This window comes from Allobosea sp. 05T439, from assembly GCF_056396005.1.
Genome location: NZ_JBFTKP010000047.1, coordinates 20,361 through 39,843, shown reverse-complemented (window position 1 = coordinate 39,843; position 19,483 = coordinate 20,361). Strand labels below are relative to the sequence as shown.

Sequence of the window (19,483 nt, the reverse complement as noted above, 5' to 3'; positions counted from 1 at the left end):
GGTTTTGCGGTCTCCGGCGGCAGCGCCCGGTCCTCGCTTGCCGGCGGTCTCGGCAAGGCCGAGGCCGATGTCTTCCAGGCCGGCCTCTACGGCACGACCCGGCTCGGGCCGGTCAATCTTGCCGCCGCTTTCGGTTATGGCCGGCTCGAGAACGAGATCAAGCGCAGCATCCCGGTGCTTGGTAGCGCATTGTCTTCCTCCTATGCCACCACCGCCTGGAGCGGCCGGCTGCAGGCGAGCGCTGCAGTGCTGGACTGGAACGGCCTGACACTCTCGCCGCTGGCGGCGCTGCAGGCGATCCAGGCGCGCAGCCCGGCCCTGACCGAGGCGAACTGGGCCGGGGCCAATGCCGGCGCGCTGGCGCTCGCCCGGCGCAACGACATCACCTCGCGCAGCGAGCTTGGCCTGCAGCTCGACTATGCCAGCGGGCTGAATGGGCTGCCTGTCGCCGGCTATCTCCGGGCGAGCTGGGCGCATTACTACCAGCGTGACGCCGGTCTCTCCGCCTCGATCGCCGGCCTGACCGGCTCAGGCTTCGCGGTCGAGGGCGCCAGGCCCGCCCGCAACAGCGCGCTGCTGGCCGCCGGGCTTGACCTCAGGCTCAGCCCCTCCGTCACGCTCGGCGCCCGCCTCGACGGCGAGCTCTCCGGCTCCACCAACCGCCTCGGCGGCCAGGCCCAGATCAGGGTGAGCTTCTGAAAGCAACCCACTGCAGCAATGAGCTGTTCCCGCCAAGGCACCTCACCGAAGCGAACGCCCAGACCAGCGCCCGGGGGAGCTTTGAATCTCCCCCTGATCCAGCCGCACGCGGCTCGCAGGGTGGCAGCTCCTTCAGCCCTTCAGTTTCGTCCAGCGCGCGTTTGCCTTCGATGAGGCGACCGCGGCCTCGATGAAAGCCATGCCCCGAAGCCCGTCCTCCAGCGTCGGAAACGTGGAGTCGCCAGGGATAGGTAGTCCGGCCTGGCGCGCCCGGATGGCGGCGGCGGCCTCCCGGTAGATCGTGGCGAAGGCTTCGAGATAGCCTTCGGGGTGCCCGGCGGGGATACGGGTGACACGTTGCGCTGCCGCATTGGCGCCGCCGGAGCCGCGCGTGACGATGCGCTGCACCTCGCCAAAGGGCGACCATTTCAGCTGATCGGGCTGTTCCTGCGCCCATTCGAGCCCGCCCTTGTCGCCATAGATGCGCAGCCGCAGGCCGTTCTCATTGCCCGGCGCGACCTGGCTCGCCCAGAGGCTGCCGCGCGCGCCATTCTCGTAGCGCAGCATGACCTGGACATTGTCGTCGAGACGCCTGCCGGCCACGAAGCTGGTGAGTTCGGCCGAGATCTCCGTCACAGCGAGCCCCGAGACGAAGGCCGCCAGATGAAAGGCATGCGTGCCGATATCGCCGATCGACCCACCGGCACCGGAGCGTGCCGGGTCGGTGCGCCATTCCGCCTGTTTCTGGCCGGTCTGTTCGAGCGCCTCCGTCAACCACTCCTGCGGGTACTCGACCTGGACGACCCGGATGCGGCCGATCTCGCCGGCTGCGACCATCGCCCGGGCATGGCGGACCATGGCATAGCCGGAATAGTTATAGGTCACCGCGAAGACCACGCCCGCACGGTCCGTCGCCGCCTTCAGGCCTTGCGCCTGCTTCAGGCTCGTCGCCAGCGGCTTGTCGCAGATCACATGGATGCCGCGCTTCAGGAAGGCGAGCGCGGCGGGAGCATGCATGTGGTTCGGCGTGACGATGGCCACGGCTTCGATGCCGTCGCGACGTCGCGCTTCGGCCCGCGCCATCGCTTCGAAATCGGCATAGACCCGCGCCGGGTCGAGACCGAGCGCAAGGCCCGAGCGCAGGGCCTTTTCGGGCGTGGCCGAAAGCGCCCCGGCGAGAAGCTCGTATTCGCCGTCGAGACGCGCTGCCATGCGGTGCACTGCGCCGATGAACGCGCCCTCGCCGCCTCCCACCATGCCGAGCCGAATGCGCGCGTTCATCGAGTGAGCCCCAGGAGTTTGCCGTTGGTCGCGCTGTCGGCGCCGCTCGCAGCGAAATCGTCGAAGGGCCGTTCGGCCCTGCGGATCATATGGCTGCGGATGAACGCAGCACCTTCGGCTGCTCCCTGTTCCGGGTGCTTCAGGGCGCATTCCCACTCGACGACCGCCCAGCCCCGATAATCGTACTGGGCCAGCCTCGAGAAGATACCGGCGAAGTCGACATGCCCGTCGCCCGGCGAACGGAAACGGCCGGGCCGCTCGACCCAGCCCTGATAGCCGCCATAGACGCCGGAACGGCCGGTCGGGTTGAGCTCGGCATCCTTGACGTGGAAGGCCCGGATGCGCGCGTGGTAGATGTCGATGAAGGCGAGATAGTCGAGCGCCTGCAGCAGGAAATGCGAGGGATCGTAGAGGATGGTGGCGCGTCGATGCTCACCAACCGATTCAAGAAAACGCTCGAAGCTGATGCCATCATGGAGATCTTCGCCGGGATGGATCTCGTAGGCGAGATCGACGCCGGCCTCGTCGAAGGCGTCGAGGATCGGAGTCCAGCGTCGGCCCAGTTCCGAAAATGCTTCCTCGATGAGGCCCTGCGGCCGCTGCGGCCATGGATAGACATAGGGCCAGGCCAAGGCACCGGAGAAGGTGGCATGCGTGGCGAGGCCGAGATTTCGCGAGGCCTGGGCGGCAAGTTTCAACTGGTCCACGGCCCAGGTCTGCCGCTCGGCAGGCTTGCCGCGCAGAGCTGCCGGCGCAAAGCCGTCGAAGAGCAGGTCATAGGCCGGATGCACGGCGACCAGCTGGCCCTGGAGATGGGTCGATAGCTCGGTAACCTGGAGGCCATGGCGATCGAGCCTGGCGACGATGTCCTCGCAATAGGATTTCGACTGCGCCGCCTGCGCCAGATCGAACAGCGCCGGATCGTTGGTCGGGATCTGGACGCCGACATAGCCATGCCCGGCCGCCCAGCCGGCAAGACCATCGAGACTGTCGAAGGGCGCCGTCGGGCCGACGAACTGCGCGAGGAACAGGGCTGGACCTTTCATCGTCTCATTCCTTCGTTCTCAGGTTGGGGTTCGAGCAGAGTGGCACAGGAGCGGTGGAGCCGCGCACGACGAGGCGTGTCTCCATCACCAGATTGGYGGCGGCCGGCTCCTCGCCGAGGAGACCGATCATGCGCGCCATCGCCTGTCGCCCGATATCGAAACGCGGCTGGTGGATCGTGGTCAGCGGCGGCATGAAGGCGTCGGCGAGCACGATATCGTCGAAGCCGACGACCGAGACCTCCGTGGGGACCGAAAGCCCGCAAGCGCGCAATTCGCTGATCGCACCGAATGCCATCTGGTCGCTGGCCGCAAACAGCGCCGTGAAACCGGTCCCGGTCTCATTGAGACGGCGCACGGCCCGGCGGCCGGCGTCCAGGCTGAAATCACCCTCGACGATCAGCGCCTCATCGGCCGCGATGCCCGCTGCGGCGAGGCCGCTCCGATACCCGGCCAGCCGGTCGACCGCGAGCCGCTCCGGCAGCGGCCCGGTGATATGGGCGATGCGGCGGTGGCCGAGCCCGAGCAGGTGCTCGACGGCTTGCCGGGCCGCAGCGATGTTGTCGATCGAGACGGTCGGCAGCGCGAGCTCGGGAAAGGTCTCGAGCGCGATCACGATCGGCGGCAGCCGCGACAGCTCCGTCTTCAGGGCGTCCGGGAAGCGACCGACCATCAGGATGAGCCCGTCTGCGTGGCGCGCGCGCACCATGTCGACATAGTGGGTGATGCGCTCGTCGTCATCGCGCGCATCCCCCATCAGCACCTTGTACCCGGCCCGCATGGCCGCCTCTTCGACGCCTTTGTAGATCTCGAGATAGAACGGGTTCGAGATGTCGCGCACCAGCAGGATGACCGTGCGGGTCGCGCGGCTCCGGAGATTGCGCGCCTGGGAGTTCGGCACGAAACCTGTCGCCGCCACGGCCTCGAGCACGCGCCGACGGGTCTCCGGCTGGACCTTGTCGGGGCGCTGCAATGCCCGCGAGACCGTCGCCGTCGAGACGCCGGCGAGTTCTGCGACCGTGGCGATCGTGGGCACGCTCATGATCAGACCCGCAGCCTGGCCTGACGGCCGTAAAGCAGCATCAGCACCAGGAGCGTCAGGCCGAAGATCATCTGACGGCCATAGGTTTCAAGCTGCAAGGTCGTCAGCACGCTCTGCAGCAGCACGAGCGCCAGCGCCCCGAGCACCGTGCCGAGATAGCCCCCGGCGCCGCCTGCGAGCGATGTGCCGCCGATGACCACCGCGATGATCGAGGACAGGACGTACTGATCGCCGACGCTGATGAAGGAGCTGCCGGTGTAACCGATGACGCAGACACCCGCGAGGCCGGCGAACAGGCCTGAGAAGCCGTAGAGCAGGCAGCGGATGCGCGCGACGGGCAGCCCGACGAGCATGGCGGCGCGCTCATTGGCGCCGATTGCGTAGACGCCGAGCCCGAAGGCCGTGCAGCGCAGAACGAAGCCGAGCGCCAGTGCGATGACGGCCCAGACCAGGAGGATGCCGGGCAGCCCGAACAGCAACGGGCGATTGACGAAGGCCATCAGGGCTGGCGCGGCATTGCCGGAGGGTACGCCCTGCGAATAGACGACGAGGCCGCCCTGGATGATCGCGGTCATGCCGAGCGTCATGACCAGCGGCGGAATCCGGACCAGGGTGACGCCAAGCCCGTTGACCAGCCCGATGCCGAAGGTCACGCCGCAGGCGGCCAGCACCGCCGGCAGGATGGCGGCGTCCTGCCCGGCCATGACATTGCCGGCAATGACCGCGCCGAGCGAGACCATCGGCCCGACCGACAGATCGATGCCTTCGCGCCCGCCGAGAATGACGAGGTTCTGACCGGCAGCGACGATGCCGAGGATCGCGGCCACTGTCGTCAGGCGGACGATCTGGTCGCCTTGGGCAAAACCCGGCGACAGCGCTTCGCCGATGGCGAGCAGCAGCGCGATCGCCCCCGCGGCGAGCGCCAGCGGATTGGTGAGAAGGGCCCGCACCGTCATCGCCGCGTCACCAGCACGCCGCCGGCCAGTGCGGCGAGCACGATGACGCCCTGGACCAGGGTCTGCCAGGCGAAGGGCAGACCGGCGAAGAAGATGACATTTCCGATCATGCCGAGCACCAGCGCGCCCAGCACCGAACCGACAGGGCTGCCCGAGCCGCCGGAGAGCGCCGTGCCGCCGAGCACGACGGCCGAAATCGACGAGAGCGCGAGGCTCTGTCCGAGCAGCGGATCGCCGCTCGCCGTCTCCCCGGTCAGGCACAGGGCCGCGAAACCGGCAAACAGGCCGGACAGGGCAAAGGCGCCGATGCGGATGCGCTCCAGCCTGAGGCCGGTCTGGAAGGCACCGACACGGCTGCCACCGACGGCCAGCAGATGCGCGGCAAAGGGCCGGCGGGCGAAGACGAGCGCAAAGGCGAGCCCCGCCAGCAGGATCCAGAGCACGACCGGCAGCCCGAGCAGCGTCGCGCCATAGCTGCGCCAGAATCGCTCGGGCACCGGCAAGCCGGCCTGCGGCAGCACGAAGAGCGCCGCCCCTGCAAAGACGATACCGGTCGCGAAGGTGGTGACGATGGCCTGGAGCCGGAGCAGCGCGACGAGCAGGCCATTGACGAGCCCGCAGAGCAGCGCGGTCGTCAGCCCCGCCAGCATGCCGGCCAAGATGGCCGCCATCCCCTCGCCGCCGATCGCGGCGATGACGCTGACCGTCACCACATTGACGAGCGCGGCAATCGCGCCGACCGAGAGATCGATATCGCCGCTGAGCACGACATAGGTCTGGCCGATGGCGACCAGTGCCAGCGGCAGGAAAGTCGTGAGATTCGATTGCAGCACCGCCGGCTGGACGAAGGATGGCTGGAAGGCGGTGTTGACCAGGACGAGCACGATCAGCGCGGCGAGCGTCAGCATCCAGGGCCGGCTGCGGATCAGGGCCGCGCTCATGCCACCTCTCCATAGGAGGCGCGCGTCAGGTGGAAGGGATCCAGCGTGTTCTCGGCGAGTTCGGCCACGACCCGCCCGGCGTTGAAGACGGCGACGCGATCGCACCATTCCAGCAATTCGGCGTCCTCGGAGGAGTAGATCAGGATGCCCGCCCCCGCGTCGGCGAGCTGCCGCATGATCGACAGCAGATCGGCCTTGGCGGCGAGATCGATGCCCTTGGTCGGATCGTCGAGCAGGAGGACGCGCGGCCCGGTCGCCAGCCAACGGGCGATGAAGACCTTTTGCTGGTTCCCGCCCGACAGCGTGCCGATCGCTGCGGAAAGGCTCGCATATTTGGTCCTGAGGCTGTCGGCATGCTGCGCGGCGCGCGGCACGAGCACGCTCCGCCGGACGAGCGCCCGCTTCTCGCGGACGAGGACGGCAGCGATCAGGTTTTCGAAGATCGAGCGGCCGCTCAGGGCCGCGTCGCGCCCACGGTCGCCGGAGACATAGGCGAGACCGCGCCGGATCGCATCGGCCGGGCGGGCCGGCATGAAGGCCTCGCCCGCGAGCGTGACCGCACCGGAGGAAAACGGCAGGACGCCGAACAGCCCTTGCAGGAAGGCCGACTGCCCCTGTCCCTGCAGCCCGCCGAGACCGACGATCTCGCCCGGCGCCACCCTGAGCGAGACATCGCGCAGGCGCGGGTTCGAGACATGGGCCACGACCAGCCCTGCCTTTGCCTGTGCCGCAGGCGGGCGCCGTCCGGCAGCAGGGCGAAGTTTTGTCTCGCCAACCATGTGCCGCACGACGGTATTACGATCGGTCTCAGCCGTTGCGAGCTCGGCGACCGTCGCGCCGCCGCGCATCACCGTGATCCTGTCGGCGACGGCAAAGACCTCGTCGAGACGGTGCGAGATCATCAGGGTCGAGACCCCCTCGCCCTTGCGCCGGCGCAGGATTTCGAAGAGTCGCTCGGCCTGCCGCCCGTCGAGTGCCGCCGTCGCCTCATCCAGGATCAGGAGGCGCGGCTCGCGGGCAAGCACCTTCAGGATCTCGACGATCTGGCGCAGATCGGGCGTCAGATCGGCAATCAGCGCCTCGGGTGTCAGGTCCGGTCCCGCGACTCCCTCGAAGAGAGCGATCAGTTCACGCGCCCTCGCCCGCAAGCTCCGACGGTCGACGAAGCCCAGCCGCGTGCGCGGCTCATGGCCGAGGCCGAGATTGGCCTCGACGCTGAGCTGCGGGATGAGGCTGAGCTCCTGGTAGAACAGGGCGATGCCGGCGCGCTCCGCATCACGCGGGCCGCGGAAATGCCGCGGCTCGGCATCGATCGCAATGGTTCCCGCGTCAGGCGCGACGGCGCCTGCCACAGTCTTGCACAAGGTGCTCTTGCCGCAGCCATTGGCGCCGAGAAGGGCGTGGATTTCGCCCGCCTCGACCCTGAGCCGCCCATCGGAAAGGGCAACAACGGCGCCAAAGCGCTTGCCGACGCCCCGGGCCTCGAGGAGAGCCATGGCTATTTGAAGTACTGCTGGGCCTCGTCGGGCGTCACGACCGCAGTGACAGACCAGTAGCCCGGCTTGCCCTCGGCCTGCTTCAGAGCCGCCGGCAGGCTGGCATTGTCGACGAACGGAATCGGGATGTAGATGGCGTTGCCATACTGCCCCTTGAACACTCCATCCTTGAACTCCTTACCCATCAGGCGCAGCACCGCGACGTTGAGCGCCGAGGCCATCACGCCCGGCGGATTGACCGAGGCGCCGGAGTTCAGCTTCTGCTCGGACCAGCGCGTCAGGAAATCCTTGCGGATCTCGCCGGTCGCAGCGGTCTGGTCCTTCTTGCCGACAGCGTCGATCGCGCGCCAGGCGCCATCCGCCATGCCGTCCTGCACCCAGACGCCGTTAAGCGCCGGATAGGTCGCGAGCAGGTTCTGCATCGCCTGCTGACCCTTGGCCTGGTCCCAGTCGGCATTGGCCTGGTTCAGCACCTTGATGTCGGGATGCTTGGCGAAGACCTCCCGATAGCCCGCGACCCGCATCTCATTGGCGGGGTGGCCGGCGATGCCGTTGATGGTGACGATATTGCCCTTGCCGCCGAGCGCCTTGGCGAGCCACTCCGCCGATTTCACCGCCCAGTCCTTCTGGTCGATGCCGACATAGATCGCGTCCTTGGACGAGACCTCGGCATCGGTCGACACGACGAGGATATTGCGCGCCTTGGCTTGGGCGAAGACCGGGTCGAACGCCGTCGGGCTGTTCGGGTTGATGATGATGGCGTTGACGCCCTGGTTCACGAAATTGCGGACATGGCCGATCTGGCCTTGCACATCCACGGTCGAGCTCTGGACCACGACCTCGACATTGACGCCCTTCGCCTTCCAGGCCGCGGCCGCGGCCTGGGCCTCCTCGATCATCTGCGTGCGCCATTCGCTGCCGACCCATCCGTTCGACAGCCCGATCTTGTAGGATTGTTGTGCGCTCGCCGCGCCGCTCATCGCGAGCACTGCGGCAGCCGTCAGAAGTCCCCTGCGGGTTGTGATGCTGTTGATCATCGTTTCCTCCCTTGTCCCGTATTAATCGGGACTTTGGGCAGGATGTAATCGATTGCATCGAGCGTCAATACGCCAAAGGGCTGGTCCGACGCCCCTAATGGGCGTCCTGGGATCAAAGCGGCGCCGTGAGGCGGCAAGGCCGCGCGATCAGCGCGGACCGCGACGAAGCAAGGGATGCCCGAGGGCACCCCTTGCTGAAGGTCTGGCAGGATCCGTCCGGTCAGAATTTGACGGCGAAGGTGCCCTTGACAGTCTGTTCGATCGCATGGGCGCTGTACTGGCCGCCATAGGACAGGCTGAGCGTCGCATTCGGCGACACGGCCAGATCGAGCCCGGCATCGAGGACGGCCGCGTTCTTCGCGATCGGGATGCCCGTGATGCTGAACGGGGTGCCGCCGGCGAAGGACAAGGGCGAGGCTGGTGTGACGTCGCCGAAGGCGTGCCGCCAGGCGAGCGCCCCGCGCAACTCGAGCCCCATGCCGTTCACGGTCACGGCCGTCGATGCTCTCAGGCCCAGGGTCGTGAAGGCGGTGCTCATATCGGAGCTGCGACCGACAAGAGCCGCTGCCCCGCCCCGCTCGGTAAAGCCGTCGCTCTGCAGGTTGACATAGGCAAGGCCGGCAAAGGGCTCGAGCGCGACGCGCCCGGCATCGATGCGGTAGCCCAGTTCGCCGAAGACCTGCGCGGTTGCCGCATTGTAGTCGCTCCTCAGCCGGTCGGAGAAACCGGTAAAGGAGACGGTGCGATCGACCGTGAGGTCGTGCCAGCTATAGGCGGCGCCGGCGCGCAGCCCGAGCGCACCCCATTGGCCGCCGCCATAGAGACCGAGATGATAATTGTCGCTGTTGCCGGAGGAGATCCGGCCCTTCGCCTCGAAGGTCGAACGGCTGTAGCCGCTGTAGAAACCGACGCGCCAGTTGTCGAAGACCGCGGCATCGGCGCCGAGCAGGAAGCCGCCGCTTGAGCGGGAGAGCTTCGACACGCCGCCCTGGGCCTCATTACGGCCCCAGGAGCCAAAGCCCTGCCCCCAGACCGCGAAACGGTCGCTGGGAACGAGCCGCGGCATCGGCCCGGTGACGGGCGCTGCCATATCGGCCGTGAAGCCATAGGTCATGACCGGCTGCTGCGCCGCCGCGACGGTCCCGAACGCCGACCTCAGGCGATCGATCGCCGTTCCGCGCACCACAGTGCTGTCCTCGACCAGGATGGCCTGCGCGGAAGCATGCACTTCGCCCGACAGGGCGTCGAACGCCTGGCGCGCCGAGGGAGCATCGAGTTTGACGATGGCATCATAGACCGGATTGCCGGTGCCGAGCCGTTCGCCTGCCGTGCCCAGGCTCGTCTGGTTGCGGGTCTGGCCGACGCTGCCGAAGGAGACATCGTTGCGCGCGATCGTCAGGTAGGTTTGCGCGGCATCGTAGCTCAGGCCCGGGGTCAGGAAGGCGAAATTGCTGGTCACCGAGGTGAACTGGCCGGAAACGCCGCCTGCTGCATCGAAGAGTTTGAAGCGCGCCGAGGGCGGCATCGCGCCCGAGATGGCCGCGATCGCGAGCGTGGCGCCGGAGACCGTGATCGTCCCGGTCGAGATGATCTGGTCCGACTGGCCGCCGCCATTCACCTCGACCTGATAGATCGAACCCGGCGCGAAGCTTACGTTGCCGTTGACGGTCAAGGTGCCGATGGAGTTGCCTGGCGCGACAATACCCCCGCTGAGCACGTTCAGCCGACCGATCGTACCATTGCCGCCAAGCGTCGCGCCGCTTTCGACGGTCACGGCGGAATTGGCGAGCGAGCCGTTCACGGCGAGCCGCCCAGCCGCGATCGTGGTGGGGCCCGACAGCGTGCTGGTGCCGGTCAGGTTGAGCGAGCCGATGCCCGTCTTGGTGAAGCGGCCGGTACCGTTGATGGCGTTGGCGAACCGGGCGTCGCTGCCCTGGTCGATCACCAGGGCGGCGTTGTTCAGGATTGCGCCGCTGCCGAAGCTGGTTGCGCTGCCGCGCAATGTGCCGGCCGTGATCGTCGTGCCACCGGAATAGGTGTTGACGCCGGTCAGGTCGAGCGTGCCGGTTCCAAGCTGCTTCAGAGCACCTGCCCCGGAGATCTGGCCGGAGAAGGCGACCATGTCGGATCGGTTGAAGGCCAGCGTGCCGCTATTGGCGACATTGCCGCCGATCGCCCCCGTCGTGCCGCCATCGCCGATCTGCAAGGTGCCGGCGCTGATCGCTGTGCCACCCGTGTAGCTGTTGACGCCGGTCAGGATCAGCGTGCCCGACCCCATCTGGGTCAGCGCGCCCGAGCCGGATATGGCGCCTGCGAAGGTCACGCTGTCCGAGCGGCTGAAGGCGAGCCTGCCGTTGTTGACGACAGCACCGGTGATCTCGCCCGTCGTGCCGCCAGCACCGACCTGCAAGGTACCAGCCGAGATCGTCGTGCCGCCAGTATGGCTGTTCGCTCCGGTCAGGACGAGCGTGCCCGCGCCAAGCTTGGTAAGCCCGCCGGCGCCGCTGAGCGCCTGGCTCAGGGTGAAGCTGTTGGCCGCATCGGCGATGTCGAAGCCACCGCCATTGCTGCCCCAGCTCACAGCCCGGCTGGTCGCGGTGAAGCTCGTKCCGGTCACGCGCAGGACGCCGCCGTTGAAGACCAGACCGCCGGCCGCCTGCCCCAGATTGCCGTCGGACGAGACCGAGAGCGTGCCAGCGTTCAGCAGCGTGTTGCCGGTGTAGCTGTTGGTGCCGGAGAGGACGAGCGTGCCGAGATCGGTCTTCACCAGGTCGCTCGCACCGGTCAGGTTCGATGCGATGGTGGCGACATAGGAGGCGCCGCCCGAGGTGCCGTCGCCGACACGGATGATCGCCTGCGCGCCGCTGAGGGTAACAGTACCGCCCTCGATCCTGTAACCGTCCGCTGCGAACTGCATGCCCGTCGCCGAGACCGTGCCGAGGCTCGTGTCGACCGTGACGATGCCGCTCGTGCCCTGGAAGACCATGAAGCCCGGGGCCGGCGCCGCCGGGCCATTGATGCTGCCGTTTTGGTCGGTCCAGTTGCCGCTGGTTGCGCTCCAGATTCCGGCGCCGCCATCGATCGCGCCGTTATTGGCGTTGCCCGCCGCGCCGCCGTCCCAGAATTTCAGGGTGAGGCCGTTGCTGTTGACCAGGTTGACCTGGCTCGTGACGGAGGTCTGCACCGAGAGATCGCCGGCCGAAACGCCGCTCGGCAGCGTGCCCAGCGTCAAGCCGTTATTCGTCAGCGTGCCACCATAGTTGATCAGGCGGTAGATGCCGCCGCCGAAGCCGCCGGCATTCGCGACATTGAGGGTGCCGGCCAGCGTGAGATTGCCRGTCACGTCGACGCGATCGCTGCCGCTCCCGGTCGGGAGATTGGGCAGGCCGAGATCGAAATCGAGCTGCGAACCGGAGGACAAGGTCAGCGCACCGACGCTGAGCGTGCCCGTGGTCAGGGTGCCGGGATTGGCGCCAGGTGCCAGGCGCCCGCCGCTGGCGATGGTGACCGCGCCGGCGATCGTGCCTGCACCGGCCAGCGTCGCGCCGCTCTGCACCGTGACCGCCGTGTTGCCGAGCGAGCCCGACACCTCCAGCGTGCCGCCGCTGACCGTGGTCGCGCCAGTATAGGAGCTGGCGCCCGAGAGTTTGGTGACGCCCGTGCCGCCGGTACCACCGGTCGTTTCGAAACTGCCGGTGCCGCTGATCGCGCCAGCGATCGTGATCGCGTTGTTCTTGTCGATGACGAGGGCGCCGGCATTGGCGATGGCGCCGCTGCCGAGCGAGCCCTGTGCGCCGCCGCTGCCGACCTTGAGCGTGCCGGCCTCGATCACGGTGCCGCCGCTATAGGTCATGCCATCGCCGAGGACCGTCGTGCCGGTGCCGCGTTGAGCGAAGCTGCCTGCACCGCTGACGGCATTGGGCATCGCATAGATATCGGAGCGCTTGACCGCGAATTCGGCGCCGGACGCAACCGTGACCGAGCCCGCGATCGAACCCGCCGCGCCGCCATTGCCGATCTGCAATGCGCCGGCATTGACGGTGGTGCCTCCCGTATACGTGTTTGTGCCGGTGAGGATCGTTCGTCCGGTGCCGTTCTGCTCGACCGAGCCCGCGCCGACGCCGTCGGAAACGACGTGGCTGAAGATGTATTCGTTGATGCGGTTGAAGGCGAGGACGCCGCTATTGCTGACATCGGTCGCAAGCGCGCCAGCCGTTCCGGCATTGCCGATCTGCAGCGTGCCGGCAGCAATCGTCGTGCTGCCGGTAAAGGTGTTGTCGCCCGTCAGGGTCAGGCGGCCCGTGCCCGTCTTGGTCAGCGAGCCCGCGCCGCTGATGGCGCCGGCAAAGATCGAATCGCTGGTCGTGCCCGCGCTGAGCGCCCCGCCCGAACCGAGCTTGACCTCGCCTGCACCGCTGAGGGCGCCGATGCCTTGCGAGAAGCCGCCAAGGTCGAAGGACGCTCCCGAGGAGACCGAGACATCGCTGCTCGTGTTCAACCGGTTGTTGCCGCCGAGCAGCAAGGTGCCGGCGGCGATGGAGGTCGGGCCGGAATAGGTGCTGGCGCCGGTCAGGGTCAGCGTGTTGCTGCCAAGCTTGCGGAGCGCGCCATTGCCGGAKATCACGCCCGCGAAGCTGGCAGCGTTCAGGTTGTCGAATTCGAGCGAGCCGTCATTGAAAACAGCGCCACCGACCGAACCATCATTCGTGCCGTCATTGCCGATCCGCAGCGTGCCGCCGGTGGTGATGGTCGTGCCACCGGAAAAGGTGTTAACCGCCGTCAGCGTCAAGGTGCCGCTGCCGGCCTGGGTCAGTGAGCCGCTGCCGCTGATCACGCCAGCATAGCTAAGATCGTTCGTGCGCTTGAAGCTGAGCGCGCCGTTGTTGAGGATGTTGCCGGAAATCGCGCCGGTCGTGCCGCTGTCGCCGATCTGCAGGGCGCCGACGCTGATCGTCGTGCCGCCGGCATGGCTGGCCGCGCCGGTCAGGATCAGCGTGCCCGCCCCGCTCTTGGTCAACGCACCCGTGCCGGAAATGTCACCGGCGAAGCTCAGGCTGCCGGTGCGGTTGAAGGCGAGCGCGGCATTGTTGACGACATTGCCGACGAGCGAGCCGGTGCCGCTGCCATCGCCGATCTGCAATGTGCCACCGCTGATCGTCGTGCCGCCGGTGAAGCCGTTGGCGCCGGTCAGCGTGAGCGTGCCCGTGCCCGCCTTGGTCAGCGAACCGCCGCCGATGATGCCGCCGGCGAAGGTCGAGGAGGCATCGGCGTTGCCGACCGTCAGTGCGCCGCCCGTACCGAGCTGGACCGTGCCGGCGCCTTCGAGCTTGGCGAGGCCCTGTGCCCTGCCATCCATGTCGAAGGTCGCGCCCGACTGGACCTCGAGGTCGCCATCGCTGCCCAGCCGGTTGTTGCCGCCGAGCTTGAGCGTGCCGGCGACCACCTTGGTGCCGCCCCGATGGGTGTTCTCCCCGGTGATCGTCAAGGTGCCCGCACCGTCCTTGGTGAAGGTGCCGCGATCGCTGCCGCCGTCGAAGGCCCCCCCGGCATAACTGCTCGTGCCGGCCGTGTTGAAGACAAGGCTGGTGCGGACATAGATATTGCCAGCGATGCTGCCATCGGTCGTGCCGTCGCCGATCTGCAACGTCCCGAAGCTGACGGTCGTACCGCCGGTATAGGTGTTGTTGCCTGTCAGGATGAGCTTGGCGTTGCCGGTCTTGGTGACCTGGCCGGAGCCGGAGATGTTGCCTGCGAAGATGTAGTCGTCGCTGCGGCTGAAGGCGAGCATGCCGTCATTGACGACATTGCCCAGGATCGAGCCGGTCGTCGTGCCCGAGCCGATTTGAAGCGTCCCGCCGGAGATCGTCGTCCCGCCCGTATAGGTATTGTCGCCGGTCAGGACGAGTTGGCCGGCCCCGCTCTTGGTAAGCGACCCGGTGCTGGAGATCACGCCGGCGAAACTCGACAAACTGGACGTCCTCAAGACCGTCAGCGCAGCGCTGCCGAGCTTGACCTCGCCCAAGCCGTCGAGCCCACCGATCGTCTGCGTGCGGCCGTCGAGATCGAAGACGCCCGCCGCGCTGTTGATGTTGAGCAGGCTGTCGCTGGAGAGGGCGCCGTCGGCGCCCAGTTTCAGAGTGCCGCCATTGATGTTTGTCGCGCCGGTGCTGCCGATGGCACTCGTGAGCGTCAGCGTGCCGCTGCCGGCCTTGGTTAGAGCGCCCGTGCCGGTGACCGTACCGCCATAGCTGATGCTGCCGGAGGTGTTGAAAGCCAAGGTACCGTTATTGATCACGGAGCCGAGGATCGTGCCATCGGTCGTGCCGTTGCCGAGCTGCAAGGTGCCGGCTGAGATCGTCGTACCACCGGTATAGGTATTGGTGCCGGTCAGGATCAGCGTGCCTACACCCGTCTTTGCCAGAGCGCCGGCGCCCGCGAGGCTGGCGCCGATCGTGCCGGCCGACAGGTTGAAGGCAGTCGTGGCCGTGATCGAGCCTGTTCCGGTGACGCTGCCGCCGGTCATCGTGAACGTCCCGACACCGAGATTGTAGCCCGCGGCGACATTGACCGTCGCGGTGCCGCTATTGGTCAGCGTGCCGATACCGGTCATGTTGCCGCCGGTCAGCGAAAGCGTGCCGTTATTCTGGTTGTTGATGTCGCCGGTGACGGCGACATCGCCGCCGAGCACCTTGATCTGCCCGTCATTGTTGATGCCCTGGCCGGCCGACAGCACCGCCGACCCGGTCGGGCCATTGAAATTGATCGTGCCGCCGCCCTGGTTGTTGATCGCGCCGGCATCGATGACGCTGCCGCCCACACCGACATCGATGACCGCATTGTTGTTGAGCGTATTGCCGATGCCCTTCAGGGTCGCCCCAGTGCCTATGCTGATCGTGCCCGCGGCGTTGTTGATGGTCTGGGCGCTGAGCGTGCGCCCGGCGCCGATCGTGGTCGTGCCGTAGTTTGTCAGAGTGGTGATGCCGGTGACATCATCGGCCGCGGTCGCGCCGCTCACCGACATGGCGACGCCGCCATTGACCTGGATCGTGTTGTTGAAGACGCCGGCCAGCGTGGTGGTGCCGCCGAGTTCGATCGCGCCGATCGAGCTGCCGGCGAGCGCCCTGATGCTGTTGGTGCCGCCGGTGATGATGATGGCCGTCGACGCTGCGCCGTTCAGGCCTCCGGCACCGCCCAAGGCGCCACCCGCGATCGTGCCGCTATTGATGATCGTCAGGTTCTGCCCGATGATTCCGTAGCCGCCGGCCTGTGGCCGGTAGGGTTGGGCGTTCTGGAAATCGGTGCCGCCACCGCCGCCCTTGATGGTGCCTGTATTCGTGATAGTCAGCCCGGCCGAGCCGGTCGCGGTAATGCCGTTGCCGCCTCTGCCGCCCGCTCCGTTGYCGGAGGGGTCGGTGAACGGATTGATCGCTCCGTTGGATGAGCCGCCGCCKCCGCCATTGCCGCCCGTGATCGTGCCGGAATTTGTGAGGTTMGCGCCGGTTCCGGCGATGATGCCGGAGCCACCACCGCCGCCGCCGCCGCCGCCGCCATAGGAGTAGTTCGGCATGGAATTGTAGTTTCCGCCGCCGCCATTACCGCCTTTGCCGCCGGTAATGGCGGCGCTGTTGTTCAGATCCGCGTTAAGGGCCAGACCGGCACCGCCGGCTCCGCCGCCGCCGCCACCGGCGCCCGCTGCATAACCGCCGCCACCGCCGCCCGCACCGTCGGAGCCGCCACCGCTCCCGCCCCGGTTCCCCTGACCACTGGTGCTTCCGCCGCCGCCGCCGGGAGCCGTCGCACTGCCGTCTCCGTAGGCGCCGCCGCCTCCGGCGCCGCCTGCGGTAGCGCCATTCGGCGCGCCGCTGCCATTGCCGCCATTGGCTCCGGTGTACTGTGCCAGCGCTGGCCGCTGCGTCGCCGCCAGCATGGCCGGCATGACCAGCGCCGTGCAGGCAAGCAGCACTGCGCGACGCCTGCGCCAGTGGCGCACCGGTGCGACACCCTGATCAGCCCGTTTGGCCTCGGGAGCAGCCCCGTCATCGATGCCTGTTCCGGCCAGCCGAACCCGGCGCCCCGTCTCGATCTCTGCGGTCATGGCGAAGCCCAAATCCCCCCAGGCGCCGAGCGCCCCAGTCCTTGATGCAACCCCGGATTGCGAGGTCGCTTACGTCGTCTCACTCAGCGCCTGTCAGGGCGCCGTCGGCCAGAACACACATCAGATCGGCAGCGAGCGCCGTCTCGCGCCGCTCATTCCCAGTCCGCCGCTTGACGCGCGGCCGCGCCGGAGGCGCGGAGCAGCAAACAGCCGACCCATCGTCTGAAAATCACGGGAGCGGCTTCCACGATCACGCCGCACATGCGCCTCGCCCGTTTGCCCCGCGAATGGCCGAAACCCTCGCCCGGGTGAGTATCGTCGGCACGCCAGGCAAGCAGGGCTCCCTCCCGGGCCGATCGCCCGCGCTCCGCCTCACCGGCGAAGCCTCCATGACCATCACCGCCGCGAGCACGAAGCAGGAACTGCCGCTGCGACAGTCCGGTCTTACCAGAACGTCCGGACGGGACCAGACGGGCACAGCCTCCCGATGTGAACGGTCGTTAGCATTTGAAGGGATTTATGATTTCGTCCCGGCTAAAGGTGCGCCACGGGGCCGATCGGGGCCTTTCGGGAGCCAGACTCCATCGCGCCGACGACCGGCGAAACCAGAGCTGCAGGACGCTGCCGGATGCCCGGCGCCCAGCACATCTGCAAGACGCCACGGCGCGCGTGGGCCCGATGCGGATCACCGGGATATCCTGTCGCCGGCGGCCATCCCTGCATGCGCAAGGCAGGCGTTTTCGCGCAGGCAGACACGGCAAAGTGAGTACCGCGACGCTGAAAGTCTGGTGAAAGGTTCGGGGTCTAACGCTTACGGCGTCACGGTTCAGCCAATCCTCCGCGAAAGGAGGAAGGAAGCGTGGCAGGAAACCAAAACCAAGGAGCCGGCCCATGCGTGCCCGCATTCTAACATCGTCGATTGCCTTCGCCGCGCTTCTGGCCGCAGCCGGATCGGCGCTGGCTGCCGACAAGGTCACCATCATGGTGGGCGGCTATGAGAAGCAGATCTACCTGCCCGCGAAGCTCGCGGAGAGCCTGGGCTATTTCAAGGACGAGGGGCTCGATGTCGAGCTGCTGAACGAGGCCGCCGGCGTCGACGCCGAGAACGAGATGCTGGCCGGCGCGGTTCAGGGCGTCGTCGGCTTCTACGACCATAGCGTCGACCTGCAGGCCAAGGGCAAATATGTGATGTCCGTGGTGCAGTTCAGCCAGGCACCGGGCGAAGTCGAGCTCGTCTCGTCCAAGTATCCCGACGTGAAGTCGATGGCCGACCTGAAGGGCAAGACCCTCGGCGTGACCGGGCTCGGCTCCTCGACCAATTTTCTGACGCAGTACCTGATGATGAAGTCCGGCGTGAAGCTCGGCGACTTCACCTCGCTTCCGGTCGGCGCCGGCACGACCTTCATCGCGGCCATGCAGCAGGACAAGATGCAGGCCGGCATGACGACGGAGCCGACGATCTCGCGCCTGCTCGCCACCGGCGAGGCCCGGGTCCTGGTCGATATGCGCACGGTCGAGAAGACCAAGGAAGCGCTCGGCGGCACCTATCCGGCCGCCTCGCTCTACATGCAGACGGCCTGGATCGAGAAGAACAAGCCGATCGTCCAGAAGCTCGCCAACGCCTTCGTCAAGACACTGCGCTACATCAATACCCATGATGCCGCCGACATCGCCGACAAGATGCCGAAGGACTATTACGCCGGCAACAAGGAGGCCTACGTCAAGGCGCTGGCCGACGGGAAGGCCATGTTCACGCTCGACGGCGTGATGCCGCAAGGCGGCCCCGAGACGGTTCTCGCCGTGCTCTCCGGCTTCTCGAAGAACATCCAGGGCAAGCAGATCGACCTGTCGAAGACCTACACCACCGAGTTCGTGAAGAACGTCAAATAGGTCCGACACTCCCGGGCGATGACGTGAGGCCATCGCCCGTCTTGCCTGCCTTTCGCCTCTTGCGATCCGCGAACGCCGGCCGGCCGGCGAAGGAGAAGCCATGTCCGCGACCGCTCCCGAAGAGAGCCCGGCGATCGAACTGATCAATGTCAGCCGCCGCTTCCTGACGCCCGACGGCCGGTCGATGACCGCGATCCGCGACTTCAACATGAGTGTGGCGCGCGGTGAGTTCGTCGCCGTGGTCGGCCCGACCGGCTGCGGCAAGTCGACCACGCTGAACCTGGTGACCGGCCTCGCCCGCCCCTCGAGCGGCGAAGTCCGCCTGTTCGGCGAACCCGTCGACGGTATCGATCCGCGCATCGGCTTCGCCTTCCAGACCGATGCGCTGTTTCCCTGGCGCAACGTGATCGACAATGTCGTGGCCGGCCCGCTCTTCCGGGGGACACCGCGCGAGGCGGCCTATGCGAAGGCCAGGCAATGGCTGGCGCGCGTCCACCTGACCGGACATGAGACGAAATACCCGCACCAGCTCTCCGGCGGCATGCGCAAGCGCGTCTCGCTGGCGCAGACCTTCATCAATGAGCCGCAGATCCTGCTGATGGACGAGCCCTTCTCGGCCCTCGACGTTCAGACGCGCGTGCTGATGCACGACGTGTTGCTCGACCTCTGGTCGGAGGCGAAGGCCTCGGTCGTCTTCGTGACGCATGACCTGGAAGAAGCGATTGCGCTCGCCGACAAGGTCTATGTGCTGACCTCGGGGCCCGCGACGGTGAAATCGGTCTATCCCGTCGATTTGCCGCGCCCGCGCGTGGTCAGCGAAATCCGCTACGAGCAGGACTTCATCGCCCTGTCCAAGACGATCTGGGACGACCTGCGCGACGAAGTGCAGCGCGGCGCCGCCCGCGACGAAGCCCGCGCAGCCTAGATCATCGGACCGGATACCGTATCCGGTCCGATGATCTAACCATCTGTGATTGCATCGGCTTTCCCGAAAACCGCAATC

Annotated in this window: 11 protein-coding genes; 3 read left to right on the top strand and 8 right to left on the bottom strand. The window is 67.3% G+C overall.

Annotation, left to right across the window (positions count from 1 at the left end; genetic code table 11):
- The coding region (locus AC1DIO_RS30895; RefSeq protein ID WP_476854584.1) for an autotransporter outer membrane beta-barrel domain-containing protein at nucleotides 1-699 on the top strand (699 nt) is incomplete at its 5' end.
- A gap of 132 nt (nucleotides 700-831) precedes the next feature.
- On the opposite strand, the gene AC1DIO_RS30890 is transcribed toward AC1DIO_RS30895, so the two are convergent.
- The 8 genes from AC1DIO_RS30890 to AC1DIO_RS30855 form a co-directional block, all read right to left on the bottom strand.
- Nucleotides 832-1,980, bottom strand: coding sequence for a Gfo/Idh/MocA family protein (locus tag AC1DIO_RS30890; protein ID WP_476775917.1), 1,149 nt, complete (start codon nucleotides 1,978-1,980; stop codon nucleotides 832-834).
- Complete coding sequence (locus tag AC1DIO_RS30885; protein ID WP_476769899.1) at nucleotides 1,977-3,026, bottom strand: sugar phosphate isomerase/epimerase family protein; 1,050 nt, start codon at nucleotides 3,024-3,026, stop codon at nucleotides 1,977-1,979. The genes AC1DIO_RS30890 and AC1DIO_RS30885 overlap by 4 nt, the downstream gene beginning before the upstream one ends.
- Nucleotides 3,027-3,030: 4 nt before the next feature.
- On the bottom strand, nucleotides 3,031-4,065 hold the full coding sequence (locus tag AC1DIO_RS30880) for a LacI family DNA-binding transcriptional regulator (protein ID WP_476854583.1): 1,035 nt from the start codon (nucleotides 4,063-4,065) through the stop codon (nucleotides 3,031-3,033).
- A 2-nt stretch (nucleotides 4,066-4,067) separates the two neighbouring features.
- Nucleotides 4,068-5,021: an ABC transporter permease gene (locus tag AC1DIO_RS30875; RefSeq protein WP_441508217.1), complete on the bottom strand. Its 954-nt coding sequence runs from the start codon at nucleotides 5,019-5,021 to the stop codon at nucleotides 4,068-4,070.
- Complete coding sequence (locus AC1DIO_RS30870) at nucleotides 5,018-5,962, bottom strand: ABC transporter permease (protein WP_441491060.1); 945 nt, start codon at nucleotides 5,960-5,962, stop codon at nucleotides 5,018-5,020. Before AC1DIO_RS30870 ends, AC1DIO_RS30875 begins: the two co-directional genes overlap by 4 nt.
- Nucleotides 5,959-7,458, bottom strand: coding sequence for a sugar ABC transporter ATP-binding protein (locus tag AC1DIO_RS30865; protein WP_476775919.1), 1,500 nt, complete (start codon nucleotides 7,456-7,458; stop codon nucleotides 5,959-5,961). The genes AC1DIO_RS30870 and AC1DIO_RS30865 overlap by 4 nt, the downstream gene beginning before the upstream one ends.
- 2 nt (nucleotides 7,459-7,460) lie before the next feature.
- On the bottom strand, nucleotides 7,461-8,495 hold the full coding sequence (locus tag AC1DIO_RS30860) for a substrate-binding domain-containing protein (protein ID WP_476775920.1): 1,035 nt from the start codon (nucleotides 8,493-8,495) through the stop codon (nucleotides 7,461-7,463).
- A gap of 220 nt (nucleotides 8,496-8,715) precedes the next feature.
- Entirely contained in the window at nucleotides 8,716-16,590 is a 7,875-nt protein-coding gene (locus tag AC1DIO_RS30855; protein ID WP_476854582.1) for an autotransporter-associated beta strand repeat-containing protein, read from the bottom strand.
- An 891-nt stretch (nucleotides 16,591-17,481) separates the two neighbouring features.
- Here AC1DIO_RS30855 and AC1DIO_RS30850 point away from each other — a divergent pair.
- Together AC1DIO_RS30850 and AC1DIO_RS30845 are read left to right on the top strand one after the other, a co-directional pair.
- Nucleotides 17,482-18,480, top strand: a complete 999-nt coding sequence (locus AC1DIO_RS30850; RefSeq protein WP_441508220.1) for an ABC transporter substrate-binding protein — start codon at nucleotides 17,482-17,484, stop codon at nucleotides 18,478-18,480.
- Between the two features lie 100 nt (nucleotides 18,481-18,580).
- On the top strand, nucleotides 18,581-19,405 hold the full coding sequence (locus tag AC1DIO_RS30845) for an ABC transporter ATP-binding protein (RefSeq protein ID WP_476775922.1): 825 nt from the start codon (nucleotides 18,581-18,583) through the stop codon (nucleotides 19,403-19,405).
- Nucleotides 19,406-19,483 lie beyond the last annotated feature (78 nt).

What these genes read in the sequence shown, in the direction of transcription:
- AC1DIO_RS30890 (WP_476775917.1), bottom strand. Translation starts at nt 1,980, where the DNA reads ATGAACGCGCGCATTCGGCTCGGCATGGTGGGAGGCGGCGAGGGCGCG.
- AC1DIO_RS30885 (WP_476769899.1), bottom strand. Translation starts at nt 3,026, where the DNA reads ATGAAAGGTCCAGCCCTGTTCCTCGCGCAGTTCGTCGGCCCGACGGCG.
- AC1DIO_RS30875 (WP_441508217.1), bottom strand. Translation starts at nt 5,021, where the DNA reads ATGACGGTGCGGGCCCTTCTCACCAATCCGCTGGCGCTCGCCGCGGGG.
- AC1DIO_RS30870 (WP_441491060.1), bottom strand. Translation starts at nt 5,962, where the DNA reads ATGAGCGCGGCCCTGATCCGCAGCCGGCCCTGGATGCTGACGCTCGCC.
- AC1DIO_RS30865 (WP_476775919.1), bottom strand. Translation starts at nt 7,458, where the DNA reads ATGGCTCTCCTCGAGGCCCGGGGCGTCGGCAAGCGCTTTGGCGCCGTT.
- AC1DIO_RS30860 (WP_476775920.1), bottom strand. Translation starts at nt 8,495, where the DNA reads ATGATCAACAGCATCACAACCCGCAGGGGACTTCTGACGGCTGCCGCA.
- AC1DIO_RS30850 (WP_441508220.1), top strand. Translation starts at nt 17,482, where the DNA reads ATGCGTGCCCGCATTCTAACATCGTCGATTGCCTTCGCCGCGCTTCTG.
- AC1DIO_RS30845 (WP_476775922.1), top strand. Translation starts at nt 18,581, where the DNA reads ATGTCCGCGACCGCTCCCGAAGAGAGCCCGGCGATCGAACTGATCAAT.